The sequence below is a fragment of the Dermacoccus sp. PE3 genome (genome assembly GCF_001021715.1).
GTDB classification, from domain to species: domain Bacteria; phylum Actinomycetota; class Actinomycetes; order Actinomycetales; family Dermatophilaceae; genus Dermacoccus; species Dermacoccus abyssi.
Map to the genome: position 1 here is coordinate 117,864 of NZ_LDCM01000001.1, position 25,128 is coordinate 142,991.

General features: G+C 68.6%; 23 protein-coding genes. 10 read left to right on the forward strand and 13 right to left on the reverse strand.

Going from position 1 to position 25,128, the window contains the following annotated elements:
* Positions 1-117: 117 nt before the first annotated feature.
* Positions 118-1,233: a succinyldiaminopimelate transaminase gene (dapC, locus tag AA983_RS00560; RefSeq protein WP_047310316.1), complete on the reverse strand. Its 1,116-nt coding sequence runs from the start codon at positions 1,231-1,233 to the stop codon at positions 118-120.
* Positions 1,234-1,373: 140 nt separating this feature from the next.
* Positions 1,374-1,697 (reverse strand): ferredoxin, encoded by a 324-nt coding sequence (fdxA, locus tag AA983_RS00565; protein WP_047310317.1) that lies wholly within the window; start codon positions 1,695-1,697, stop codon positions 1,374-1,376.
* A gap of 119 nt (positions 1,698-1,816) precedes the next feature.
* Here fdxA and AA983_RS00570 point away from each other — a divergent pair, with 119 nt between their 5' ends.
* The 4 genes from AA983_RS00570 to AA983_RS00585 are packed head-to-tail and all read left to right on the forward strand — an operon-like array spanning position 1,817 to position 5,184.
* A complete protein-coding gene (locus AA983_RS00570) occupies positions 1,817-2,884 on the forward strand; it encodes a GNAT family N-acetyltransferase (protein WP_156170114.1) in 1,068 nt (355 codons plus the stop codon).
* Between the two features lie 31 nt (positions 2,885-2,915).
* Complete coding sequence (locus AA983_RS00575) at positions 2,916-3,698, forward strand: LamB/YcsF family protein (protein ID WP_047310319.1); 783 nt, start codon at positions 2,916-2,918, stop codon at positions 3,696-3,698.
* Positions 3,695-4,321 carry an allophanate hydrolase subunit 1 gene (locus tag AA983_RS00580; protein ID WP_197078913.1) on the forward strand — a complete coding sequence of 209 codons (627 nt, stop codon included), beginning with the start codon at positions 3,695-3,697 and terminating at the stop codon, positions 4,319-4,321. Before AA983_RS00575 ends, AA983_RS00580 begins: the two co-directional genes overlap by 4 nt.
* The gene (locus tag AA983_RS00585; protein WP_047310320.1) at positions 4,318-5,184 is read left to right on the forward strand and encodes a biotin-dependent carboxyltransferase family protein; all 867 of its coding nucleotides are present in this window, start codon (positions 4,318-4,320) and stop codon (positions 5,182-5,184) included. Before AA983_RS00580 ends, AA983_RS00585 begins: the two co-directional genes overlap by 4 nt.
* A 39-nt stretch (positions 5,185-5,223) precedes the next feature.
* On the opposite strand, the gene AA983_RS00590 is transcribed toward AA983_RS00585, so the two are convergent.
* The 7 genes from AA983_RS00590 to typA form a co-directional block, all read right to left on the reverse strand.
* A complete protein-coding gene (locus tag AA983_RS00590) occupies positions 5,224-5,709 on the reverse strand; it encodes a hypothetical protein (protein WP_047310321.1) in 486 nt (161 codons plus the stop codon).
* Positions 5,710-5,760: 51 nt separating this feature from the next.
* Entirely contained in the window at positions 5,761-6,822 is a 1,062-nt protein-coding gene (locus AA983_RS00595) for a hypothetical protein (protein ID WP_156170115.1), read from the reverse strand.
* A 138-nt stretch (positions 6,823-6,960) separates the two neighbouring features.
* The gene (locus AA983_RS00600) at positions 6,961-9,873 is read right to left on the reverse strand and encodes an FAD-binding and (Fe-S)-binding domain-containing protein (RefSeq protein ID WP_047311052.1); all 2,913 of its coding nucleotides are present in this window, start codon (positions 9,871-9,873) and stop codon (positions 6,961-6,963) included.
* Positions 9,874-9,954: 81 nt separating this feature from the next.
* Positions 9,955-11,673 carry a VanW family protein gene (locus AA983_RS00605; RefSeq protein WP_047310323.1) on the reverse strand — a complete coding sequence of 573 codons (1,719 nt, stop codon included), beginning with the start codon at positions 11,671-11,673 and terminating at the stop codon, positions 9,955-9,957.
* Between the two features lie 108 nt (positions 11,674-11,781).
* Complete coding sequence (locus tag AA983_RS00610; RefSeq protein ID WP_047310324.1) at positions 11,782-12,285, reverse strand: flavin reductase family protein; 504 nt, start codon at positions 12,283-12,285, stop codon at positions 11,782-11,784.
* Positions 12,282-13,229, reverse strand: a complete 948-nt coding sequence (locus AA983_RS00615) for a PIG-L family deacetylase (RefSeq protein WP_047311053.1) — start codon at positions 13,227-13,229, stop codon at positions 12,282-12,284. Before AA983_RS00615 ends, AA983_RS00610 begins: the two co-directional genes overlap by 4 nt.
* A 114-nt stretch (positions 13,230-13,343) precedes the next feature.
* A complete protein-coding gene (typA, locus tag AA983_RS00620) occupies positions 13,344-15,257 on the reverse strand; it encodes a translational GTPase TypA (protein ID WP_047310325.1) in 1,914 nt (637 codons plus the stop codon).
* A 251-nt stretch (positions 15,258-15,508) separates the two neighbouring features.
* Here typA and AA983_RS00625 point away from each other — a divergent pair, with 251 nt between their 5' ends.
* Positions 15,509-16,231, forward strand: coding sequence for a VIT family protein (locus AA983_RS00625; RefSeq protein WP_047310326.1), 723 nt, complete (start codon positions 15,509-15,511; stop codon positions 16,229-16,231).
* Between the two features lie 50 nt (positions 16,232-16,281).
* Here AA983_RS00625 and panD read toward each other — a convergent pair whose 3' ends face one another.
* The gene (panD, locus tag AA983_RS00630; protein WP_047310327.1) at positions 16,282-16,692 is read right to left on the reverse strand and encodes an aspartate 1-decarboxylase; all 411 of its coding nucleotides are present in this window, start codon (positions 16,690-16,692) and stop codon (positions 16,282-16,284) included.
* A gap of 270 nt (positions 16,693-16,962) precedes the next feature.
* Here panD and AA983_RS00635 point away from each other — a divergent pair, with 270 nt between their 5' ends.
* From AA983_RS00635 to AA983_RS00645, 3 genes are all read left to right on the forward strand, one after another.
* On the forward strand, positions 16,963-18,606 hold the full coding sequence (locus AA983_RS00635) for a VWA domain-containing protein (RefSeq protein WP_156170116.1): 1,644 nt from the start codon (positions 16,963-16,965) through the stop codon (positions 18,604-18,606).
* 91 nt (positions 18,607-18,697) lie between these two features.
* Positions 18,698-19,366, forward strand: a complete 669-nt coding sequence (locus AA983_RS00640; protein ID WP_047310329.1) for an HAD-IA family hydrolase — start codon at positions 18,698-18,700, stop codon at positions 19,364-19,366.
* 48 nt (positions 19,367-19,414) lie between these two features.
* A complete protein-coding gene (locus AA983_RS00645; protein WP_047310330.1) occupies positions 19,415-20,359 on the forward strand; it encodes an L-lactate dehydrogenase in 945 nt (314 codons plus the stop codon).
* A 78-nt stretch (positions 20,360-20,437) separates the two neighbouring features.
* Here the strand turns inward: AA983_RS00645 and fumC are convergent, their stop codons facing one another.
* Positions 20,438-21,835, reverse strand: a complete 1,398-nt coding sequence (gene fumC / locus AA983_RS00650) for a class II fumarate hydratase (RefSeq protein ID WP_047310331.1) — start codon at positions 21,833-21,835, stop codon at positions 20,438-20,440.
* Positions 21,836-21,991: 156 nt separating this feature from the next.
* Between fumC and AA983_RS00655 the strand changes: the two genes are divergently transcribed.
* Together AA983_RS00655 and AA983_RS00660 are read left to right on the forward strand one after the other, a co-directional pair.
* Entirely contained in the window at positions 21,992-22,393 is a 402-nt protein-coding gene (locus tag AA983_RS00655) for an SMI1/KNR4 family protein (RefSeq protein WP_047310332.1), read from the forward strand.
* Between the two features lie 134 nt (positions 22,394-22,527).
* Complete coding sequence (locus AA983_RS00660) at positions 22,528-23,250, forward strand: trypsin-like serine protease (RefSeq protein WP_047310333.1); 723 nt, start codon at positions 22,528-22,530, stop codon at positions 23,248-23,250.
* Between the two features lie 89 nt (positions 23,251-23,339).
* On the opposite strand, the gene AA983_RS00665 is transcribed toward AA983_RS00660, so the two are convergent.
* Together AA983_RS00665 and AA983_RS15730 are read right to left on the reverse strand one after the other, a co-directional pair.
* Positions 23,340-24,086, reverse strand: a complete 747-nt coding sequence (locus AA983_RS00665) for an SDR family oxidoreductase (RefSeq protein WP_047310334.1) — start codon at positions 24,084-24,086, stop codon at positions 23,340-23,342.
* A gap of 60 nt (positions 24,087-24,146) precedes the next feature.
* The gene (locus AA983_RS15730; protein ID WP_082128602.1) at positions 24,147-25,124 is read right to left on the reverse strand and encodes a DUF664 domain-containing protein; all 978 of its coding nucleotides are present in this window, start codon (positions 25,122-25,124) and stop codon (positions 24,147-24,149) included.
* Between the last annotated feature and the right edge of the window lie 4 nt (positions 25,125-25,128).

The window sequence follows — 25,128 nt, forward strand, 5'->3', positions numbered from 1 at the left end:
TTGTTCCTCCTTGCGGACCGGCAGGGTTGTACCGGAGTAGCGAGCACGACGTTACCCGAGAATTTCCCCTGCTTTTAATCCGCTACTCGTACGTAGTCGGAAATCGTTGACGGACTGTCAAAGTGTTGTGAGGCGCGTCACAGCCGCCTGGATGCGCTCGTCGGTCGCGGTGAGCGCGATGCGCACGTGCGCCTCCCCGGCGCGGCCGTAGAAGTCGCCGGGCGCGACGAGAATGCCGAGTTTGGCGAGGTCGGCGACCGACTCGCGACACGGGCGGCCCTGGGTGGCCCAGAGGTACAGCCCGGCGTCGGAGTGATCGATGCGCCAGCCCGCCTTCTCGAGCGCGGGACGCAGCATCTCGCGACGCGCGGCGTAAACCTTCTTCTGCGCGGCCACGTGCTCGTCGTCCCCGACGGCCACCTCGAGAACCCGCTGCACCGGACGGGGCACGATCATGCCCGCGTGCTTGCGCACCTCGACGAGGCGTCCGACGATCGCCGGGTCCCCGGCGACGAAGCTCGCCCGGTAACCGGCGAGGTTCGACTGCTTGCTCAGGGAGTAGACCGAGAGCAGGCCCGTGTGGTCACCACCGCACACGCGGTCGTCGAGGATGCTCGGCGCTGTGAGGTTGCCGGGGCTGCCGGCACCTTCGCGCCAGTCGAGCTCGGCGTAGCACTCGTCGCTGGCGACGATGACGCCCCGCTCACGCGCCCACGAGACGACCTTGGCGAGGTGTTCGACGGGCAGCACCTGCCCGGTCGGGTTGCCGGGGCTGTTGAGCCACAGCAGCTTCGGCACCTCGGGGCCGAACTCGGTAAGGTTGCGCATCGGGCGCGGCGTTGCGCCGGCGAGGCGCGCACCGACGTCGTACGTCGGGTAGGCCACCTCGGGGAAGGCGACGACGTCGCCGGGGCCCAGACCGAGCAACGTCGGCAGCCATGCGACGAGCTCCTTCGAACCGATCGTGGGCAGGACGCCGTCCGGGTTGACGCCGGTTGCGTTGCGCCGGCGCGCATACCAGCCCGCGATGGCCTCGCGCAGGGGCGGCGTGCCCCAGACCTGGGGGTAGCCGTGCGCGTCGGCAGCCTCCGCCAACGCCTCCTGGAGGACGCGGGGCGTGGGGTCCACGGGCGTGCCGACGCTGAGGTCGACGATGCCGTCGGGGTGCTCCTGGGCCTTCGCCTTGGCCGCAGCCAAGGAATCCCAGGGGAAATCGGGGAGATCGAGCGCCATGCGTCCATCCTCTCACCGGGTGCGACGCGGGATTCGCACTGTCCACGCATCCGGGTGACCACGCTCTCGGGAATACGCGAAGCCCGCCGCCCCACACGGGACGACGGGCAGCACGTCGGTCACGACGAAGAGGCTTCGCCTCACTCCTCGTTCTGCGGAGGCAGCTCCGCGATGATCGGGTGGTCCTTCTTGATGACGCCCATCTTGGCGGCGCCGCCGGGCGAGCCGAGGTCGTCGAAGAACTCGACGTTCGCCTTGTAGTAGTCGGCCCACTCCTCGGGGGTGTCGTCCTCGTAGTAGATGGCCTCGACGGGGCAGACCGGCTCGCAGGCACCACAGTCGACGCACTCGTCAGGGTGGATGTAGAGCGAACGCTCACCTTCGTAGATGCAGTCCACCGGGCACTCTTCGATGCAGGCCTTGTCCTTGACATCGACACAGGGCTGGGCGATGACGTAGGTCACGAATAGCTCCTCGCTGATCGTCGTGCGTTGCGCTTTCGACTGCGGAAGCAAAAGCGAACGTTATGCATTTCAGAACATTACGTTACCAACGTTCCGAGTCCCACTCCTAGTATGCCGATGTGAGCAACTCCCCTGGAAATCGGCCCGACCCCACGTCCGCGCTGCGGGAGAGCACCCGCGTCATGGTGCGCCGCCGGTTGAGCGACGCCGAGAGGGGCTCCGCCGCCGGGACGCCGGGCGCCGGGCACACCCTCACCGACGTCGTCGGCACCCTCGTGCGTCGCGATGTTTCGACGCTCGTCGTCGAACCGCGGCGCGGGCCGCACGTCGAGATCGCGGTGTCGGATGTCGTGGCCGCCAAGGAGATTCCGCCGTCGCCCGGGCGGCGAGGCCGCCCGCACCGGGCCGTCACGGTGAGCGACCTCGAGGAACTCATGGTGGACGGCTGGCGCCCGCTCGAGGTCGAACGCCGTGGGCGCTGGCTGCTGCGAGCCGGCGAGGGCTACACGCGGCGGGCCAACTCGTGCCTCGTTCTCGGGCCCACCGAGCGGGAAACCGTGACGGCGCTCGACGACATCATCACCTGGTACCGCGAACGAGGCTTGCCGCCCCTGCTCCAGGTACCGCTCGCACCGGGCTCCGGACCGCAGGACGACGACTTCGTCCGTGAGGTCACGGCCCTGGGGTGGCAGGTGACCTCCCCGACGCTCGTCATGACGGCGGCGAGCGCCGAGGTGAGCGACCGAGGCACCGAGCCTTCGGCGAGGTCACTGCACGTCGAGGTCGACGCGGACATCACGCACGAGTGGTGGCAACTCGCCGACGAGCGCGCCCGCTCGCACGACGCCGTGGCACGACGGATCCTCACCGGCTCGCAGAATCAGGCCTTCGTCACAGTGCGCGAGGAAGGCGTGACGGTGGCGCACGGGCGCATGGCCCTCGCTCAGGGTTGGGGCGGGTTGTTCGAGGTTGCCGTCACGCCCGAGCGGCGCCGACGCGGTCTCGCGCGAGCCCTCGTCGGGCGGTGTGCCGACGAAGCGGCTCGCCGCGGTGCGCGCTCGCTCTACCTTCAGGTCGGTGCCGAAAACACGCCTGCCGTTGCGCTCTACAAGAGCCTTGGGTTCACGGTGCACCACACCTACGTCTACCTTCGCGCGCCCGAACAGGCGAGCCCGCGAACCGCTTGACGCGCCCGTGCGAGTCGACGATTCTGCCTGCATGTCTGCCGACGCGCGCACCATCGACCTCAACGCCGACATGGGCGAATCCTTCGGGGCCTGGACAATGGGCGACGACGCAGCCCTCCTCGATGTCGTCTCCTCGGCGAACGTCGCCTGCGGCTTTCACGCCGGCGACCCCCTCGTCCTCGCCCGCACGTGTGCCGCAGCAGCCGAGCGGGGCGTCACGATCGGCGCGCACGTCGCCTACCGCGACCTCGCCGGCTTCGGGCGCACCTTCGTCGACGTCGAACCCGCCCGCCTCGAGGCCGAGGTGCTCTACCAGCTCGCCGCCATCGACGGCGTCGCCCGCGCGCACGGCACGAGCGTCGGTTACGTGAAACCCCACGGGGCGCTCTACAACGCCATCGTCCACCACGAAGCGCAGGCCGAGGCCGTCGTCCGAGCCGTCGAGCGGTTCAACGCGGCCGCGCGGCAGCCGCTCGCGATCCTGGGGTTGCCCGGTGGCGTCGTGCTCGACCTCGCCGAGTCCCGCGGTATCCGCGCCGTGCGTGAGGCCTTCGCCGACCGCGCCTACACCGCCGAAGGAACCCTCGTCCCGCGGCGCGAACCCGGCGCCGTCCTCCACGACCCCGCCCTCGTCGCCGAGCGCACGCTCTCGCTCGTTACGACCGGCGAGGTCGAAGCCATCGACGGTTCGCGGGTGCGCGTCGACGCCGAGTCCATCTGCGTCCACGGCGATTCGCCCGGTGCCGTGGACATGGCGGTACGCGTCAAGGAGTCGCTCACCGGAGCCGGCGCGGCGATCGCGGCGTTCGTGTGACGTTCGAGCTGCGCCCGGTCGGGGAGCGTGCCTTCCTCATCGACCTCACCGATGCCCAAGAACGTCGCAGGGTCGACGCGGCTCTGCGCCGCACGTCGATCGACGGCGTCGTCGAGCAGGTTGCGGCAGCGACGACCGTGCTCGTGCGCTGCACCGATCCGGACGCCGTGGCCGGAGTGGCAGCGGCTGTGCGGGCGCTCGACCTGACCGAAGAAGCTCATGGCAACGAAGCGACGAGCGACGTCGTCGAGCTCAGGGTGCGCTACGACGGCGAGGATCTCGACTGGGTGGCAGAGCACCTGGGCATCGACGCCGACGAGGTCGTGTCGCGCCACACCGGCCAGCTCTGGACGGTCGAATTCGCAGGGTTCATGCCGGGGTTCGGTTACCTCATCGGCTCTGACGGCGGTCTCACCGTTCCCCGCCGCGAGTCACCTCGAACCCGGATTCCTGCCGGTTCGGTTGCGCTCGCCGGCGACTTCACCGGCCTCTACCCCCGCTCCTCCCCCGGTGGCTGGCAGCTCATCGGAACGAGCGACGTCGACCTGTGGAACGCGGATCGCACGCCGCCGGCCCTGCTCGTACCAGGCACGCGGGTGCGGTTTGTCGAGGAGGACCGATGAGCCTCGTCGTGAAGGCGCTCGGGCCGCTGGCCCTCGTCGAGGATCTCGGACGCCCCGGGTATGGCCACCTCGGGGTGTGTCCCTCCGGCGCGGCCGATCGAGCGAGCCACCGACTGGCGAACGCCCTCGTCGGCAATGCAGAGGATGCGGCCACTGTCGAGGTGCTTCTCGGGGGTCTGCGCGCGAGCGTGACGACCGATGCCGTCATCGCGCTCACCGGAGCGCCCGCGGCAGTGAACGTGGCCGGGCGTCCTGTCGCCTTCGGCGAGGCCGTGCACGTGCGGGCGGGTGACGACATCGCCGTCGGTGCGCCGACGCACGGCCTGCGTACCTACCTCGCCGTTCGCGGTGGCTTTGCGGTGGCGCCGGTGCTCGGATCGCGTTCGAGCGACCCGACGACAGGCCTGGGGCCCGCCCCGGTGACGGCCGGCGACGAACTGCCGTTCGGCGACGACACCGCAGGCGACGTACCGGGCGTCGATGCCGGCACCGCGTTCGTGCGCTCCGGTGACCTGTTGCTCCGCGCGGTGTGGGGGCCACGTGACGACTGGTTCACCGACGAAGCTCGCGCCGCGTTCACGGCGAAGGCGTGGGAGGTGAGCGCCGAGGGTGATCGAGTCGGCGTCAGGTTGCTGGGGTCAGCTCTGGAGCGGTCGCGCGTTGGCGAGTTGGCGAGCGAAGGACTCGTGCGCGGAGCGATCCAGGTACCCGCGAACGGTCAGCCGATCATGTTTCTCGCCGATCACCCCACGACGGGCGGCTACCCCGTCATCGCCGTGATCCGCGACGAGGACGTCGACCATCTCGCTCAGGCTCGGCCCGGCACCCGCGTGCGCTTCGTCTGCGAGCGCCGAACGCTCTGACCGAGCCTGGCCGAGTGACCGCGGAGGTCGGAGGTTCCCTCAGCGACGGTGCGTGAGGCGACGTGCGGCGAGGGCGACCCCGACGCCGATCACCACGCCCACCCCGGCGCGCAAGAGGTGCGCGCCCGTCGTGAGGTCGTCGGCCACGAGGTTGGTGTGCCTCGGCCCACCCACGAGACCGACGAGAGCCGCGACGAGGGCTCCGCTCAGGAGGAGAACGGCGGGCGCCAACATGAGCGCCGCGAGAATCGTGGCGCGCGAATCGAACCCGGCAACCCGCGCACCGCCCGTCCAGGCCTTGGCCACCTGCCAGTGCGCGACGAGTAAGGCCAGCGCGGGCACGAGGCTCCACAGTGCGGCGCTGCGGTTCCACCCGGTGAGCAGGCCGACGGGCTCGACGACCCAGACGGCAACGGCGCCGAGTGTCGCAGCGACGCCCATTCCAACGGCGAGGACGAGCAGGTCACGCCCGAATTCCTCGGTGAACGACGTCTCGTGCTCCTGTGTGGCTTCCCACATGGCCATGACCAACCCCCTGCAGTTGTTCGCTCGGCGTTCGCCGACCGCCTTCAACCCCTAGGACGCAGGGACGCTCCGTTCGGTTGCAACCGATCTGCGCCACTGTGGCGATGGCTGTGCCCGTCGCGAGTCAGCCGGCGTGAAGCTGCGTGACGTCGGTGCGAGCACCACCTCGCACGAACCGCGGCAGGACGAGCGACAGCAGCGCCGGAAGCAGCGCCGCGTAGTCGCCGGATCCGCCGTCCCCACGCCCGCGGTGGGAAGCGCGACGAAGGCGACGATCTCGGAGAGCAGCCCCATGTTGAGGCCGAACGCTGCGAGGCCGTAGGCGAAGAAGGCAACGGCGCGCGTACCGAAACCGAGGGGATGTCCCCGCAGCGCCAACACACACCCGATCGCCGAGACGAGAAGGAGGGCAGTGGCGATCAGGCCGATGACAACCCGCTGGCCTGACGCTCCAGCGCTCCCGCTTCCACTGACGGTGGACAGCGCGACGTAGCGGTTGACGAGGGCCAGGGCGATCGCAATGACAACCGCCGCGACGGCGCTGCTCCACCCGAACCACGTCGGCAGTTCGTGCACCTGGCCGACGCCGCGGAGCACTGGGTTGCCGGCGTGAGGCACCGCCGAGGAGCTCGGCGCCAGGGGGGCACTCTCGACGGCACTGTGCGGGGCCAGCAGGGTCTGCGACCGCCGGTCGGCATGCCGCTCGATCGCCCCGAGGCCGGCCACGAAACCGCCCGCGAGGGCAAGGTTGAAGCAGGTGAGGACGAGTGCGAGCCAGGCGCCATCGGGGCCGGCCAGGCCGAAGTCGTGGCCCTGCTCGCCGCCGAACGCACTGACGAGGAACCAGATCGCCGCCACGATGACGAGGACGAACGGGATCGTGGCGAAGGCACGGCCGAGATCGCCCACGCGCGAGGTCCACAGTCGCAACACGCACACGAGCGCTACGACGCCCGTGCCGACGCAAGTCACGACCGTGAGCGTCGAACCGAGGGCCGACGGGCCGTCGAACCCGTTGTTCGAGGCGAAGATCGCGACGAACCCGAACCAAGCCATGAAGAAGCTGACGACGGCCGCGAGCAGCACCGCGGGGATCGACGTACCGCGCCTCACGACGACCGCCCCGGCTCACTGCGGAGCGCAGGCACCCTCGAATCGGTGGCCCTGCAATGCGTCATCGGTTGCCCCTTCGCTCGTGGATTCACCGTAGACGCGTGGCAGGGGCACGCGGCGCGAACGCGCCGAACTGCCCTACTGCTCGCTCTGGGCGCGATCGAGCAGCTGCGCCAGGTGCATGCCCCGACGCTCCGTGAGGTCCGCGATCTGTGTTCGGCACGAGAACCCATCGGCGAGCACATCGGCGTCGGGACGGGCATCCATGGCCGGGAGCAACTGCTGTTCGGCGACCTTGACGGAGACCTCGTAGTGCCCCTGTTCGACGCCGAAGTTGCCGGCGAGCCCGCAGCACCCGCCGAGCTGCTGGAGGTTCGCGCCGGCGTCCTTGAGCAGCTTCGCGTCGGGCGACCAGCCCATGACGCCGTGGTGGTGGCAGTGCGGCTGGGCGACGACATCGGTGCCGCTCAGGTCGGGCGCGGTCCACGCGTCGTCCCCCGCGAGGAACTCCGCGAGCGTCGAGGTCGAGCGCGCGACGAGGGCAGCGTCCTCGTCTCCGTGCAACAGTTCGGCGGAGTCGCCCCGCAGCACGGCTGTGCACGAAGGCTCGAGTCCGATGACGGGCACGTGGCGGCGCGCGACCGGCGCGAGATCGCCCACGAGTCCGCGAAGTTGCTTCTTGGCCCCGTCGAGCTGGCCGGTGGAGATCCACGTCAGGCCGCAACATCCCGCGCGCTCGACGATGTAGGGCTCCCATCCCGCCCGTCGCAACACGCGCACGGCGGCCTGGCCGACCTCGGGCGAGAAGTGATCGGTGAAGGTGTCGACCATGATGACGACGGCGTTCTCGCTCACCGAGCCCGCGCGGTCGGCATCCTCGAAGAAGCTCACATCGTGCGTGCGGCACCAGTCGCGGAACGACTCACGCGCCATCGCGGGAACGCTGCGGCGCGGGTCGACGCCGGCCACCTTCTTGAGCACCGGCACCTTCTGCGTCGTGGCCAGCGCGAGGTTGAACAGCCCCGTCGCGCGACGGCCCAGGCGAACCCACCGCGGCAGCTGACCGAGCGCATAGTGCGAGCGCGGCCGCACGCGCCCCTTGTACGTCTGGTGCAACACCTCGGACTTGAACGCCGGCATGTCGATACCGGTCGGACAATCAGAGGTGCACCCCTTGCACGATAGACACAGGTCGAGAGCGTCGTGCACCTCCTTCGACTTCCAGCCGTCGCGCACGAAACCGCCGTCGAGGCCGCCGTTCACCATCTCCTGCAGGAGGCGGGCGCGGCCGCGCGTCGAGTCCTTCTCGTCACCGGTGGCGGCGTAGCTCGGGCACATGACGTTCGTGGTGCCGAGCGTGCTGGCGCGACACTTTCCGACACCGGTGCACCGGTGGACGGCCTTCGCGAAGTCGCCGCCGTCGTGGGCGTAGGCAAGAGCCAGGTTCCTCGTCAGGGGCGCGACGTGTGCCATCCGGACGTCGGCCGCAGCAGGGTTGGGGTCGACGAGAACACCGGGGTTGAGCAGGTTCGCCGGGTCGAAGATCTCCTTGACGCCGGCGAACAGCCCGAGTGCCTCCGGCGAGTACATCGAGGCGAGGTACTCGCTGCGGGCCCGCCCGTCGCCGTGCTCGCCGGACATCGAACCGCCGTAGCGAGCTACGAGTTCCGCCGACTCACCGAGGAACTCGTGCAGCACGTCGGTGCCGCCGGGGGCGCCGAGGGGGAAGTCGATGCGGATGTGCAGGCACCCGTCGCCGAAGTGACCGTAGGGCAGGCCGGAGAGGTTGTAGCCGGCCATGAGTTCGTCGAAGTCACGCAGGTACGCGCCCAGCTTCTCCGGCGGGACGGCGGCGTCCTCCCAACCCGGCCACGCGGGCAGATCCTTGGGCGAGCGCCCGGCCAGGCCGGCGCCGTCCTCGCGCACCTTCCACAGGGCCGTCGACTCGGCGACATCGGTGACGACGCGTCCGTCGAGAGCATTGCAGCCGACGAGGCAGGCCTCAGCGCGCGCCATGACCTCGGCGTGGTCGTCACCCGCGATCTCGACGAGCAGCCACCCCGAGCCCTTCGGCAGCGGGGGCACGGCTTGCGCGCCGCGGCGAGCGATGAGCACGTCGACCAAGCGACGGTCCATGCCCTCACACGCGATGGGGTCGAAGGCGCGCACGAGCGGTGCCGCGTCGCCGGCACTCGCCATGTCCTCGTAGCCGAGGGCGACGAGGACGCGGTGCGTCGGGTCGGTGACAAGACGCACCGTCGCCTCCGTGAGCACGCCGAGGGTGCCCTCGGTGCCCGCCATGAAGCGGGTGACGTCGAAGCCGCGCTCGGGCAGGAGCGTCTCCATGGCGTAGCCGGAGACCTGGCGGTCGAAGCGACCGAACTCCTGACGGATCGTGGCGAGGTTGCCGCCGACGAGGGCGTCGAGCCGCTCGAGGTAGGGATGAGCCGACGTCAGCTGATCGCGCGGCGCACCATGGTCGAGGCGCAGCAACTCCCCTGCGGCCGTGGCCATCTCGATGCCGAGGAGGTTGTCGCTCGTCTTGCCGTACGCCAGCGCGCGCGAGCCGCACGCGTTGTTGCCGATCATGCCGCCGATCGTGCACCGGGTGTGCGACGACGGGTCCGGCCCGAATCGCACGCCGTGCGGCACGACGGCCTTCTGCAGGCTCTGGTGCACGACGCCCGCCTCGACGACGGCCCGGCCTGCTGCGACATCGACGTCGAGCACCTTGTTCATGTGCTTGCTGAAGTCGAGCACGATGCCCGGGCCCACGGCGTTGCCCGCACAGGACGTACCGGCGCCGCGGGGCGTGATCGGCACCCCGAGCATGCGTGCGACGGCGAGAGTCTCCAGCACGTCGTCGGTGTTGCGCGGGCGCACGATCGCCCGCGGCAGCACGCGGTAGAGGCTTGCATCGCTCGAGTAGGCGGCACGGTTCGTCCCGTCGACGAGAACGTCGCCGACCTCGTGGTGACGCAGTTCGTGCGCGATCGTCTCGACGTCGATCGTCGCGGCGTGAGCGGTCACTTCGGCGGCAGGCTTCGGCATCGTGGTCACGTCGCCATTGTCCCCGAGCACGCTCGTGGGCGCGTCACCCTGTCACGAGTCAAGACGTCGCCTGCGCGCGCCTCAGTTCTGACACGTGATGATGTCGTCCGGCTTGTACTTCGTGTGGATCTTCTCCGTACGCACGGTCGTCGAGCCCGACTTCAGTTCTCGGTAGACGTCGACGTCGAAGCCCGGAACACCGCCACCGACCGTGTTCTCACAACCCTTGACGTTCTTGACCGTGCGGTGCTTGGGCGGCTGAATGTTGTACTTGCCGCTCGTGCGGGTGGCCACGTCGTACTTCTTCGTGCCGTAGAAGTCCATGACGACCTTGTTCGACTCGACGTGGGCCTTGATGAGAATGGGCTTGCCGGTGTCGTTCGTCCACTTGTTGTCGATACCGGGGTTCCAGATCGTCGCTTCGCGACCCATCGGGTAGCGCGAGATGTACACGGCGTGCGCCGTGTGCTCATCGAGCTGGACCCCGGCGAAGAACGCCGTGTTGTACATCGTCGTCGAGACCTGCGAGACGCCGCCACCCATGCCGTCGAGGTGCAGCCCACCTTGCAGCGTGCCCGCCTCGACGTAGCCGGCTTCCTTCGTGAACTCGTACCCGAGGGCGCGCAGCAGGCTGAACTGCTCGCCGGGCTGGACGACGATGCCGTTGAGGCGGTTGATGGCCGTCGTGATGTTGTGAATGCGAGCCTGCTGGCTGGGGCCCGTGGGGAACGGCGACTCGAAGTGAGCCATGGAGGTGCTGGGCAGTGCCTCGACGTTGACGTCCTTGGCCATGACCGCCGGCTTCTGCTCCTTCATGGCGAGCGTGGCCTTGTGATCGCCCACGAGGGCGTCACCGACGATCTTGGCGACCTTCGACTCGTCGATCTCCTTACCCGAACGACCCTCGACGACGGACGGCTGACCGTCCTTCCAGACGACCTTGGCGTCGACTGCCGGAACGCGCATCTTGTCGCCGCGCGAGAGAACCGTCGTCAGCAGAGCCTTGGTGTCGACCTTGATCGCCGGCTTGCCGTCGGACCCGGTCGTGGAGGAGATGACGTCGGAGACCTGAGCCGGCGTCAGGGTGACGCTCTGTCCGTTGGCACTGACCTCCAGCGGGGCAGACATCGCCTTCTTGGCGTCGCCCTCCGCGAAAGCCTGCACGGCGTTGTCCGAGGCGTCGGAGTTCTTCTCGACGAGCTCGGTCGTGTAGTCCGTCTTCTTCGGCCAGCCGCTCGCGATGGCGTCGGCGACCTTCTTCTCGTCGACGCCGTGGCCCGGTGCCCCGTCGACGATGGACACCTTGCCACCGATGAACTTGACGCGTCCCTGCTTCGGAGCACCGTCGATCTTCGACTCCGCAGCCTTCTTGACCAAGGTCGTCAGGGCGGTTTTGTCGACGGAGTACACCGGCTCGATCTTCTCGCCTCCGCCGTTGATCTGATCGAGCAGTCGGCCCGGGGAGAGGCTGAACTCGGTGACGCCGTCGAGGGTCTTCTCGGCGTCGGGCTTCCACGCGGATGCCGGCGCCAGGTCGAAGGACTGATCGCCGGCCGTGACGTTCGCCTTCGTCGAGGCGTTCGGGTGCTTGAGCGTGAGGACCTGGCGGGTGGCCTGTTCGGACGTCATGCCACCGATGCTCTTACCCGCGACGGTCGTGCCCTCGGGGATGGCGTCCTTGTAGTGGTAGCACGCGCCGACGTAGGCGGCCGCGGCGAGAGCGACGACACCGACGCCACTGCCGATGAGCAGGCCCTTCTTCCCTCGGCGCGCAGATGCGTTCCGTGCGTCGTCGCTCACTGAAACCCCTTGAATACCGTTCGTCGTGTGAACACCCATTGCAACACGAGTTCGAGGCTGCGGCGTGCACTCTGACGCTCGACGCGCCGCCGTTCACCCGAACGAGTGTCATACGAGGCGACCGAAGGCCCCGCGGTAGTACGTGAGGGCATCGCCGGGGTCGTCGCCGATCGCCAGCGACAGCACCTCACCGACGACGAGCGTGTGGTCGCCGGCGTCGAGCGTGCTGGTCGTGCGGCACTCGAACTCTGCCAGCGCACCGTCGAGGAGGGCGACATCGGTGACCTCGCCACGGTGGTGCGGGACGCGGTCGAGCTGCCCGTGCAGGGGGCGGCCACGCGTCGACAACCAACTCGCGGTCTTCTGAGCGTCCGCACCGAGCAGGGACACACCCCATTCGCCGCACTCCATGACGGCATCCCAGAAGCGTGCCTCGCGCTCGACGCTGATGAGCATGAGGACGGGCTCGAGCGAAACGCTCGTGAGGGAGTTGACCGTCATGGCGTGATCAAGACCGCCGGCCTTCGTCGTGACGACGCTGACGCCCGTGGCGAATCGCCCGATGGCCTTGCGGTAGTGGTCCGGGTCGACCGGTTCGTGGTGGCTGCTCATCGCGTCACCAGGGGTGCTCGGTGGCCGTCGGTTCCCGGCCCGGCGTGCTCGCCGGGAGCCGCGGCACCGACACGTGCACGCGCTTCGGCGTCATAGCGGGCGTACCCCTCACGTCCGGAAAGTCGCGCAGCGATGTCGTTGGACAGGGCGTACACCTCGTCGGCGACAGTGACCTGCGTGCGGTGGGCTCGAAGCGCCCGGATCTGCGCTGTGACGGCCTGCTCGTCGACGACGGCGTGCGTCACCTCGGCGTCCTCCGCGACGGACGGCGGGAACGGGTCGTCGGCCGAGGGCACGAGGAAGCCTGTCTCCTCGAGGAACTGCGGGGAGCACATCGCGTGCAGCCAGGCCCGGTCCTCGACGGCCCACGAGCGCGGCGTCAGCGTGATGAACAGCTGCGGCTGTGTTCGCGACGCCGCGACGGCGGCGACGGTGACGTCGTGGGTGCGGATGTGATCGGGGTGGCCGTAGCCGCCCTGCTCGTCGTAGGTGACGACGACGTCCGGGGCGAGCGCATCGACGTAGGCCGCAACATCGGCCGCCACGGCGTCGATGTCACAGCTCGCGAAGGCGCGCGGGTGCGCGGCGGACGGCGTGCCGGCCATGCCGGAGTCGCGGAACGCAGGCGCCGACTCGCGCCCGCTGAGGCGACGGAACTCCTCGTCGCCGACGACGACCGACGAGGTGACGGCCATGGCCTCCATTGCGGCGCGCAACTCGTCGCGGCGCACCTCGGCCAGCGGGTCGGCTGCGTCAGGATCACGCGCCTCGCCTGCGGGAAGTTCGAGGTGCTTGAGGTCGTCGGGGATGACCTCGCCCTCCTCCCCGAGCGTGCACGTGAGCACGTGCACCTCGTCGCCTGCGGCGACATGATGGGCCAACGCGACGCCCGTCCACAGCGATTCGTCGTCGGGATGTGCGTGAACGAAGAGCAGACGGGCCATGAGGTCAACCTTCGTACGGGATCGATCGAAACGCAAAGCGTTCGTGAAGCGTCCCCGGCAACGACGAAGGCGGCCACCCCCGAGAGGGTGACCGCCTTCGTCAGGCACGGAGCGTCAGCTCTTGGCCGCGTTCTTCGCACGCGACGTGGCGCGAGCACGCTCGTTCGCGTTGAGCACGACCTTGCGGATGCGCACGGCGGTCGGCGTGACCTCGCAGCACTCGTCCTCGCGGCAGAACTCGAGGCTCTGCTCGAGGGAGAGCTGCTTCGGCGGGATGACCTTCTCGAAGTTGTCGGCCGACGACGCGCGAACGTTCGTCAGCTTCTTCTCCTTGGTGATGTTGACGTCCATGTCGTCGGCGCGGCTGTTCTCGCCGACGATCATGCCCTCGTACACCTCGGTGCCCGGGGAGACGAACAGGACGCCACGCTCCTGCAGGTTGACCATCGCGTACGACGTGACGGGGCCGCTGCGGTCGGCGACGAGCGAGCCGGCGACGCGCGTCGTGATCACGCCGAACCACGGCTCATATCCCTCGTGGATGCTGTGCGCGATACCCGTACCGCGGGTCTCGGTGAGGAACTCGGTACGGAAGCCGATGAGGCCACGCGCCGGCACGACGAACTCCATGCGGATCCAGCCGGTGCCGTGGTTCGTCATCTGCTCCATGCGGCCCTTGCGGGCGGCGAGCAGCTGCGTGATGCCACCGAGGTGCTCCTCGGGGGTGTCGATCGTGAGGCGCTCGGTCGGCTCGTGCAGCTTGCCGTCGATCTCACGCGTGACGACCTGCGGCTTGCCGACGGTGAGCTCGAAGCCCTCTCGACGCATCTGCTCGACGAGGATGGCGAGCGCGAGCTCACCACGGCCCTGGACCTCCCAGGCGTCGGGACGCTCGGTGGGCAGAACGCGCAACGAGACGTTACCGATGAGCTCCTTGTCGAGGCGGTCCTTGACGAGGCGCGCCGTCACCTTGGTGCCGCGCTCCTTGCCGACGAGCGGCGAGGTGTTCGTACCGATCGTCATGGAGATGGCCGGCTCGTCGACCGTGATGAGCGGCAGCGGGATCGGGTTCTCCGCGTCGGCGAGCGTCTCACCGATCGTGATGTCGGAGATGCCGGCGACGGCGATGATGTCGCCGGGCCCAGCGGCCTTCTCGGACGGCTTGCGCTCGAGGCCCTCGGTCATGAGCAGTTCGGTGATGCGCACCTTCTGCTGCGTGCCGTCGGCCTTGCACCACGTGACCTGCTGGTTCTTGGCGATCTCGCCGTTGAACACGCGCAGCAGCGCGAGGCGACCGAGGAAGTTGTCGGAGTCGAGGTTCGTGACGTGGGCCTGCAGCGGCGCCTCGTCGTCGTACGTCGGCGCCGGGATCGTGTCGAGGATCGTGCGGAACAGCGGCTCCACCGAGTCACCCTCGGGCAGCGTGCCGTCCTCGGGGCGTGTCATCGAAGCGATGCCGTTCTTGCCCGAGGCGTACACGATCGGGAACTCGATCTGGTCCTCGTCGGCGTCGAGGTCCATGAAGAGTTCGTAGACCTCGTCGATGACCTCGCCGATGCGCGCGTCGGGGCGGTCGACCTTGTTGATGCACAGGATGACCGGCATCTTCGCGTCGAGTGCCTTGCGCAGCACGAAGCGCGTCTGGGGCAGCGGGCCCTCGGACGCGTCGACGAGCAGGACGACGCCGTCGACCATGGAAAGGCCGCGCTCGACCTCGCCACCGAAGTCGGCGTGGCCGGGGGTGTCGATGATGTTGATGGTGACGAATTCGCCGTCAGCGAGCCCGGCGACTTCCTTGGCCGCCGGGCCGTTGTAGTGGATCGCGGTGTTCTTCGCGAGGATCGTGATGCCCTTTTCGCGCTCGAGGTCACCCGAGTCCATGACTCGCTCACCGGTCGACTCGACCGTGGCGCGCTCGGCGAAGACGCCGGCCTGCCAGAGCATCTTGTCGACCATGGTGGTCTTACCGTGGTCAACGTGGGCGACAATCGCGACGTTTCGGACGTCGTTACGGGACTTCAAAGCCATACTTCCCATTGTCGCAGGGTTTTTCCGTGCTCGAGGACACGTCGTTCGGTGCATGACGAGGCACACATCGTCCGACACCTGCCGCGACCGCACGCAGCGCTCAGAAGTGCACGCGGCCGATGGAGGTGGCGGAGGCGCTGGCGTCGGCGGCGTGAGCTGCGGCCGCTGTGGTGACCATGTCGGCGCTCCGGCGAATTACACAAGGCTTTCCTACCTTGGCGCGGGCAGGCTCGTTCTTCACACTGACGATCATGACGAGTTCCGCACCTGCCGCGCATGCCGGAGAGCCGCATGATGCCACTCACGCTTCGACGTTGAACTGGCTGCGTGCCGGGGTGCTCGGCGCCAACGACGGCATCGTGTCCGTCGCCGGTCTCGTCATGGGAGTGGCCGGCGCGACGACGCAGCGCACGCCCATTCTCGTCGCCGGCATCGCGGGCATCGTCTCGGGCGCGCTGTCGATGGCAGCAGGCGAATACGTCTCCGTCTCCACGCAGCGCGACAGCGAGAGGGCCCTCATCGCCAAGGAGCGTTGGGAACTGGCACACCTTCCCGACGAGGAACTCGACGAGCTGGCTGACATCTACGTCGACAAGGGGCTCGAGCCGGAGCTCGCCCGTCAGGTCGCGGAGCAACTCACGGCGAAGGACGCTCTGAAGGCCCACGCCGAGGCCGAACTCGGCCTCGATCCGGAGGCCCTGACGAACCCGTGGAGCGCCGCGGGTGCATCCTTCCTCGCCTTCGCGCTCGGTGCTCTCGTGCCGCTGCTCGCCATCCTGATGCCCCCGACGAACCTGCGGGTGCCGGTGACCGTCGTCGCTGTCGTCCTGGCGCTCGCCGTCACGGGTTTCGTCAGTGCCCGTCTCGGCGGCGCGGCACCCCAGCGCGCCGTCGTACGCAACGTCGGTGGCGGCCTGCTCGCCATGGCCATCACCTTCGGCGTGGGCGCGCTCGTCGGCACCGGCGTCGGCTGAGCCCGACACTGCCCGTCGTGTCACGTCTGCGACACGGCACCTGCGACCGGTCAGCCCTCGCGCGGGTCGACGAGGCCGGAGCCCTGCGGCGCGTGCGCCGGGTCGCTGCCCTTCTCAACGATGCGGTTGTCGCCGTCGACGAACACCACGCGGGGTTCGTGGGCGGCGAGCTCGTCCGGGCCGAACTGGCCGTACGCGATGAGGATCACCGTGTCGCCGACGCCCACGAGGTGCGCGGCAGCGCCGTTGATGCCGATGCGCCCCTCGCCGCGCGGCCCTTCGATGACGTAGGTGGTGAGGCGGTTGCCGTTGTCGACGTCGACGATGTCGATCTGTTCACCTCCGAGAAGATCCGCGGCCTCCATGAGGTCGGCGGAGATCGTGCACGAGCCGACGTAGTGCAGATCGGCATGCGTGACCGTCGCCCGGTGGATCTTGGCGCGCATCATCGTGCGGAGCATGTCAAGGAGCCTTCCTGCTGGCTTGCGGGTCGAGCGTGACAGTACTGACGTAACGCTCACGGCTCACCGGTTTGTGCCGTGAGCTTGACCACCCCCGCCGGGAAGGCCCTGTGAGCCCCCGACAGCCGGTGCTCGAGGTTCGATCACGCCGACGCCCTAGACTACCGGCGTGAGACGCACGACATAGTCGTCTCACGAAGCACGGCCGTGCGGGCGACGCGCCGGTGGGTGCAGCAGCCGCCGTCGCTTCGCTCCCCAGGCAGGTTCATCGTGACTGAGGCCGACTACACGAGCCGTTCTGCGCGCCGTCGCGAGTCCGCGCGCTCCAACTCAGGCAAGACCGTCGCTGCGGTGGTCGTTGCCCTCCTCGCCATCGGCGGTGGAGCGTGGGCCTGCAACAAGGCGGGTGACGACAACGGCGGTAACGGTGAGAACGCCGCCGCCAGTGGCGACAAGTGCGCCGGAGCCCAGATCACGATCACCGCGAACCCGACGCTGTCCGGCCCCCTCACGAAGGCCCTTGAGGGGTACAAGGGTGGCAAGGACGATCAGGGCTGCGAGCGCACGTACTCGGTTCAGGCCGCCACCGACTCGGAAACCCTCAACCAGATCAAGGGTGGCTCCCCGAGTGCCCAGATCTGGGTCAGTGACAACCCCGGCACCTTCGACGAAGCGTCGAAGGCCTCCGGCGCGAAGATCACGCCCGGCACGGCTTTCGCCTCGTCGCCCGCGGTCATCAGCGGTCCGGCCGACCAGTTGAAGAAGCTCGGCGGGGACGAGGCCTCCTGGTCGAAGATTTTTTCGGCCAAGCCGGCCCTCACCGTCGCCGACGTCTCCCGCGACCGCGCGAGCGCCCTCGCCGTGACGGCTGCGTCCCAGGCGCTCGGCACGGACAACCAGAAGGCGCGTGAGGCCTTCGGCCAGCTGGCTCTCACGGCGCGCGACAGCATCCCGTCCAACGCCCCGTACGTCACTTCGGAGGCCGCACTGGCTGCCCGAAACGCGAAGAGCTCCACCAAGCTCGCCGAGATCGGGCTCGAGGGTGGATCACCGCTCGTCAAAGTGAGCGCGGCCAAGATGATCGCCGACGACCCCCAGACCGACGCCGCCTACGAGGAACTCATGACGCGCCTCACCTCCGCCGAGGGACAGAAGGCTTTCGCCGGCGCCGGATACCGCTCGGCCGACGGTTCGAAGCCGCCGTCGAACGCGCCCCAAGGCGCGGGCTCGGTGCGCACCACCTCCGGTGCCAGCGACCAGACGGTCAGCCAGGTCGTCGCCAGCTGGGCCGAGGCCACCAAGCCGCTGCGTCTGACCACAGTCGTCGACGTGTCCGGTTCGATGCGCGAGAAGACCCGCGGCGTCAGCCGTATCGAGGCTGTCTCCAAGGCGACGAAGCACGGACTTTCCCTGGTGCCCGCATCGACGTCCATCGCCGTGTGGGAGTTCTCGACGGAGCTCGACGGCAAGAAGGACTACGAGGAGCGCATTCCGATGTCGCCGATCTCCGACCCTGCCAAGCTCAAGCGCATCCAGGCCTCGATCGACACCCTTCCGCAGCGGGTCAAGGGCGACACCGCTCTCTACGACACCATCTGGGCCACCTACCAGGCCGCCCAGAAGGACTACAAGGACGGCCAGATCAGCACGGTCCTGCTCGTCACGGACGGCCGCAACGACGACCCGAAGGGCGGCCTGTCGCTCAGCGAGCTCAAGAAGAAGCTGCGGGAAGCCGTCGACCCGAAGCGCCCCGTCGACATCTCGACGCTCGCGATCGGCGAGGACGTCAACACGAAGGAACTGAGCGACATCGCGAAGATCACCGGCAGCGGTGGCACGGTCTACACGGCCAAGACGCCGCAGGACGTGTCGGCCGTGCTCGCCGCGTCGTTGCAGAACCGCTCGAGCAACTGATCGTTCCCGCTGATCGTTCGCCGAAGGGCACGCGCCGCAGCTCGCGGTGCGTGCCCTTCAGCGTCCCGCGTCGACATGATGGGATGAGCCCATGCCCACGCTCGACGACCTCACCGCTCTGACCGGGCGCACCTACGCCGCCGTCCTCTTCGACAACGACGGGACGCTCGTCGATTCCACCCCGGCGGTCGAACGCTCGTGGCTCGCGTGGGCTCGCGAATACGACATCGATCCCACCCTGCTCGGCCGCCACCACGGGGTGCCTGCGGCCGGCATCATCGCGAGCATCGCCCCGCACCTCGACGCACGGGCCGCGCTGGCGCGCATCACGGAACTTGAGGTCGCCGACACTGACGACGTCCGTGCGATCGCGGGCGCCATCGAGGCCGTGGAGGCCATCGGCCCGAAGCGCTGCGCCGTCGTGACGTCGGCGACGCGCGAGCTGGGCCTCGCCCGACTCGCCGCAGCGGGCATTCCGTTGCCCGACGTCGTCGTCACGTTCGACGACGTGGAGCGCGGCAAGCCGCACCCCGATCCGTTCCTGCTCGCCGCCGAGCGCCTCGGCGTGGACCCAACCCACTGCCTCGTCGTCGAGGACGCGCCGAGCGGTCTCGCTGCCGCCAAGGCCGCCGGATGCGCCACGCTCGCGCTCACGTCGACGACGCCCGCCGACGTGCTCGACGCCGACGCCGTCGTCGCATCCCTGGCGTCCGTACAGTTCGTTCCGGGCTCCGAGGGCGTCGCGCTCGAATCCCGTTGACGCCCGGTCGATCACCTGGCGTTCACCCGGCCCACCTACGGTGGATTCATGAGTGATCGAGTCGTTCTCATCGGTGCCGGAGACGTCGGCGTCGCCTACGCCTACGCCCTCGTCAACCAGGGCCTCGTGCACGAGTTGTCGATCATCGACATCAACGAGCAGAAGGTCTTCGGCGAGGTCATGGACCTCAACCACGGTGTCGTCTGGGCACCGACACCGACCCGCGTCACCGTGGGCGAATACGCCGACTGCGCGGACGCCGACGTCGTCGTCATCACGGCGGGCGCCGCACAGAAGCCCGGCGAGACCCGCCTCGACCTGGTGGGCCGCAACGTCGAAATCTTCCGTTCCATCGTCGCCTCGGTCATGGAGACAGGCTTCGACGGCATCTTCCTCATCGCCACGAACCCCGTCGACGTCATGACGTACGCGACGTGGAAGTTCTCCGGCCTGCCGTCGGAGCGCGTCATCGGTTCCGGCACCGCGCTCGACACCGCGCGTCTGCGCTTCATGCTCGGTGAGCTGTACGACGTGGCGCCGACGTCGGTGCACGCCGCGATCATCGGGGAGCACGGCGACACCGAGGTGCCCGCGCTGTCGTCGGCGAACGTGGCCGGTGCTCCCCTCGCGCGGGACCTCGACGCCGTGCCCGGCCGACGCGACGAGATCGAGCGCATCTTCGACGAAACACGCACCGCCGCCTACCAGATCATCGACGCCAAGGGCTCGACGTCGTACGGCATCGGCATGGCCCTTGCGCGGATCACCCGGGCGCTCCTTCGCGATGAGTACGCAGCCATCCCGATCTCGACGTACCTGCAAGGGCCCTACGGCGTCACCGATCTCTACCTCGGTGTGCCTGCGGTACTGGGGCGCAAGGGTGTGCGCAGCGTCGTCGAACTCAGCCTGACCGACGCCGAAGCAGCCGGCCTCGCCCACTCGGCCGAGGTGCTCGGGCGCATTGTCGACGACGCGAACCTGCGCGCGACCTGACGAACGTCGCGGCGGCCGAGCAGCCGCGACGAAGCCCCGGAGACAGCCTTGGCGTCTCCGGGGCTTCGCGTGTGCGGGTCAGGCCGACGGGTGCGTCATGTCGGCAGGCACGACCCAGGCGTCGAAGTCCTTCTCCGAGACCTCACCGGAGGCGACTGCGGCCTCGCGCAGCGTGGTGCCCTCCTTGTGGGCCTTCTTCGCGATGGCGGCCGCCTTGTCGTAGCCGATGTGGCGGTTGAGGGCCGTGACGACCATGAGGTTGGAGGCAAGGTTCGCCTCGATGCGCTCGCGGTTCGGCTCGATGCCGCGTGCGCAGTGCTCGGTGAACGAGCGGCACGCATCGGAGATGAGGCGGATGCTCTCGAGCACGGCGTGCGCCATGACGGGCTTGAAGACGTTGAGCTGGAAATTGCCCTGCGAGCCGGCGAAGCCCACCGTGGCGTCGTTGCCGAACACGCGCGTCGCGACCATCGTCATGGCCTCGGCCTGCGTCGGGTTGACCTTGCCCGGCATGATCGAGCTGCCCGGCTCGTTCTCGGGGATGTTGAGTTCGCCGATGCCGTTACGCGGGCCGGAGGCCAGCCAGCGCACGTCGTTGGCGATCTTCATGAGCGCGCCGCCGAGCAGCTTGAGCGCCGAGGACACGGCCACGAGTTCGTCGTGGGCCGACAGCGAGGCGAAGAGGTTGTCGGCCTGACGGAACTCCTGGCCGGAGATCTCGGAGATCTTCTTCGCGGCGAGCTTGCCGAAGTCCGGGTGGGCGTTGAGGCCCGTGCCGACGGCCGTTCCGCCGATCGCGAGAGCGCGCGTGGCCTGCTCCGCCTGACGCACCTGCTCCAGCGCGAAGTCGAGCTGGGCCACCCAGCCGCCGAACTCCTGGCCGAGCATGATCGGCGTCGCGTCCTGCAGGTGCGTACGGCCGACGCTGACGATGTCCGCGAACTCGTCGGCCTTGGCGGCGAGCACGTCACGCAACTCGGTGACGGCCGGGTACAGGCGCTCCACGAGGTCGAGGACGACGGCGATGTGCATGGCCGTCGGGAACGTGTCGTTGCTCGACTGGCCGCGGTTGACGTGGTCGTTGGGGTGAACCGGCTTCTTCGAGCCGCGCTCGCCGCCGGCCAGTTCGATGGCGCGGTTGGAGATGACCTCGTTGGAGTTCATGTTGGACTGCGTGCCCGAGCCCGTCTGGAAGACGACGAGCGGGAACTGATCGTTCAGACGCCCCTCGATGACGTCGTCAGCCGCACGCTCGATGAGTTCGGCGACGTCGGCGGGCAGCTGGTCGAGTTCGGCGTTCGCCTGGGCTGCAGCCTTCTTGAGGATGCCCAGGGCCCGCACCATCACCGGACCCCACACGAAGGTGTCGCGGCCGATGTCGAAGTTCTCGATGCTGCGCTGGGTCTGAGCACCCCAGTACGCCGCCTCGTCGACCTCGATCTGCCCCATGCTGTCGGATTCAGTACGCGTAGCCATACCTTCACTCTAGGCACGCTCCAGCCCCCACTTCCACACGCGGTGCGGCCTGCGGCCGGGCGACGGAGAAGCTCGCCCCGATAGCCTTCGGCAAGGACCCCAGAGCGCTTCGACCGACGTGGCGCGGGAGGGCTCGGGGAATGTCAGACTGGCGCCATGTCCTACTCCGAGTACTTCGCGTCCGACCAACTCGACACCCCCGCCACCGAGGACGAGATCGCTCACGCCGAGGAGGCCCTCGGCGTCACGTTCCCCGACGACCTGCGTGCCTTCTGGCTGACGTCAGCCACCCTCAACGGCCAGGTACTCACCGCCGACGGCGGTCCTGGCCCGTACCTGCGTGTGCTGCACCCGAGTTCGGTGACGAAGGTGGGCGAGGCGTGCGTGTTCGGTCGCGGTGAGGACTGGGATTTCGGTGTCGTTCCCGGCCACCCGACGCGCTGGGTCGACGTCGAGCGCGGCACGGGTGAGGAACTGAGCGAACTCGGCGCGACGTTCGTCGGTTTCCTCGAGTCGCTGCGCGTCGAGTTCGAGACGGAAAACAATCTCCTCGACTGACCAACATAGTTCCACGGTTCACAATTTGTAACTTTATTGTGACCTCGCTCACGCACTCTCTTTGCATCGCCTATGTAAGCGTTGTGGGCACTCACGACCCCACCTCCCGGGGTCGACGCGAGAGAGGCATGAAAATGACCCGACCGACGCTCCGCCTCGCCGCTGCCGCGGCCGGCACGACCATGGCTTTCGCGCTCGCCCCCACGGCAGGCGCCTCCCCCACGGTCGACAAGCCCGAGTACATCGTCGGAGGCTCCCAGGCCTCCAACCCGTCCGTCGTACAACTCGTCTTCACGCAGGACGGCGGTCAGTACGGCTGCACCGGCGAGGTCATCGCCGCGCAGTGGGTCCTCACCGCACGTCATTGCACCGAGGGCAGCAGCCGGATGAAGGTCTACACCTCCAACTCGACGACGAATCCCGGCACGCCGGTCTCCGGCGACCGCCTCGTCAACTCCCCCTACGGAGATGTCGGACTCGTCCACCTCGCCAAGCCGGTCGGCGTCAACCCGATGCCGATCGCCAGCTCGTACACGGCGCAGCGTGGGCAGACGGGCGTCATCAGCGGCTACGGCCTTCGCGCCAACAGCCGGCAGCCCACCGGCCTGTTCAAGGCGAACGTCACCGTCCTCGGCTCGAGCACGGATGCCTACCGCGGCCGCGCGATCCACGTCCAGGGCATCGACGGCGCCTCGAACCACGGTGACTCCGGAGGCCCGCTCGTCATCAACGGTCAGATCGTGGGCGTCTGCTCGACGGGCGACACGGCCGACCCGGGCAGCAACATCCACGCCGGTTCGAACTACTCCAACATCACCGGCCACCGCGCCTGGATCCGTCGGACCGCGGGCGTCTGAGCCACGACCACGATTGACGAGGGGCGCCGCACTCACGACGAGTGCGGCGCCCCTTGTTCGCGCCACGCGCCGAAATCAGCGCGGGAGCGTCAGTTCTCCTGATCCATCCACTCGTGCCACGAGCGGCCACGCACGATGACGGCGTCCTCCTGCCGCGGCAACATGCCGCCCTCGGCCATGGATGCGGGCGCTTCGCCCGGCTTCACCGTGGCATCGAGCCCCTTGGCCGCAACGTGCTCGCGGGCCAGGCCGACGAGGCTCTCGGTGCGCGGCCCGGCGAGTTGGACATCGTCGTCGAACGACCCCGTCGCCATCTCGAGCAGCAGACGAACGACCTCGGCGGAGTCGACCGGCTGGAATTCCACGTCCATGACGTCGGCCACGCCGTCGGTGGTGAACCACTCGACCATCTGGCCCGGGAATTCGTGGAACTGGGTGGCGCGCAGAACGAGGACGCCCGGGGAGTTCTCCCGGTGGGCCTTCTCCTGTGCCACCTTGCCGACGTAGTAGCCGTAGTCGGGGCTCTCCTCGATGCCGACGATCGACAACACGACCGTGCGTCGCACGCCGGCCTCGTGAGCTGCCTGGCCGAGATGGCCGGCCACCGAACGGAAGAAGCTGACCGCCTCGTCCTCCTCGAAGCTCGCGCCCTGCGTGACGTCGACGACGGCGTCCACGTCCGCGAGCGCCTCGGCGAGGCGGGGCAGGACGGCCTCGTCCGTGAGGTCGAAGCCGGAGGAACGCGACACCTCGACGACGTCGTGACCGTCGGAGCGAGCCAGCTCGACGAGCTTGGTTCCGATGAGGCCGGTCGAGCCGGCGATGGCGACACGCATGACTTCTCCTTGCGTTGCGGTGGAATCGAGCGGCTGTGCCCAGTCAACCAGAGGGCGCGTTCAGAGCTTCTTCACGAGCGCGAAGCGCTGGAGGACAACCTGGGTGTCGTCGTTCACCGTGAAGTTCGGGTCGTCCAACTCGGCGCGCACGTCGTCACTCGTCCAGAAACGTTCGTGCGCTTCCCGCCATTCGGCGACGTCCCGGAAGCCTTCACCCTCGTCGAGGGCGTGATCGAGGTCGACCTCGTCGAGGCTGACGACGCGCACCTCGGTCGTCTCCGTGATGCCGACCGGCAGGCCGGTCGAGGAGATGAGCACCTCACGCTCCCCCACGACGGGCAACGGCTCACCGTCCGCGCGGTACCCCTCCAGCAATGCCGACGTGGAACTCTTCGTACCGCTGATGATGGCGGCGAGCAGCGTGTCGCGTAGCGGACCCGGGAATGCGTAGAGGCCGGCGCGAGCTCCCGGCCACTGGGCCTCGATGGCAACGTCGCGCAGCCGATCGACGTGGTCGGCCCACGACGCGTCGTCACCGAACGGCAGGTTCGGGTTCGCCTCACGCAACCCCACGCGTCCGTCAAGCTGCTCACGCAGAATGTCGAGATGCCCTGCGTGCCGAGCGATTTCGACGACAAGGTGAACGAGAATCCGGTGCAGCGTCACGTCGGGCTGGGGCCACCAGGGCACGCTACCCGGAGCCTCAAGATCGAGGGCATCGATCGTCGCGTCGGCGTGGGCAACAGCGCGGCGGTACAGGAGCGCGACGTCCTCGATCGATTCCTCCCCGGTCGCCCACATGTCGGCGTTGGGCTCCGCACCCGGCCCGATCCAGGGCATTTCCTCGCCGGGGCGGCCGAAGACGATGCCGAGATAGCCGTACTCCATCGCAGCAAGATGCTTGACGATGCCGAGGACGTTCGAGCCCGTCGACGTCATGGGCCATCGCGCCTGCCACTCGTCGAGCCCCTCGAGCTTCCACAACACCGCGGAACGCAATGAGTCGAGGTAGGTCTTGAGCATCGCCTTGTCGTCCATTCGA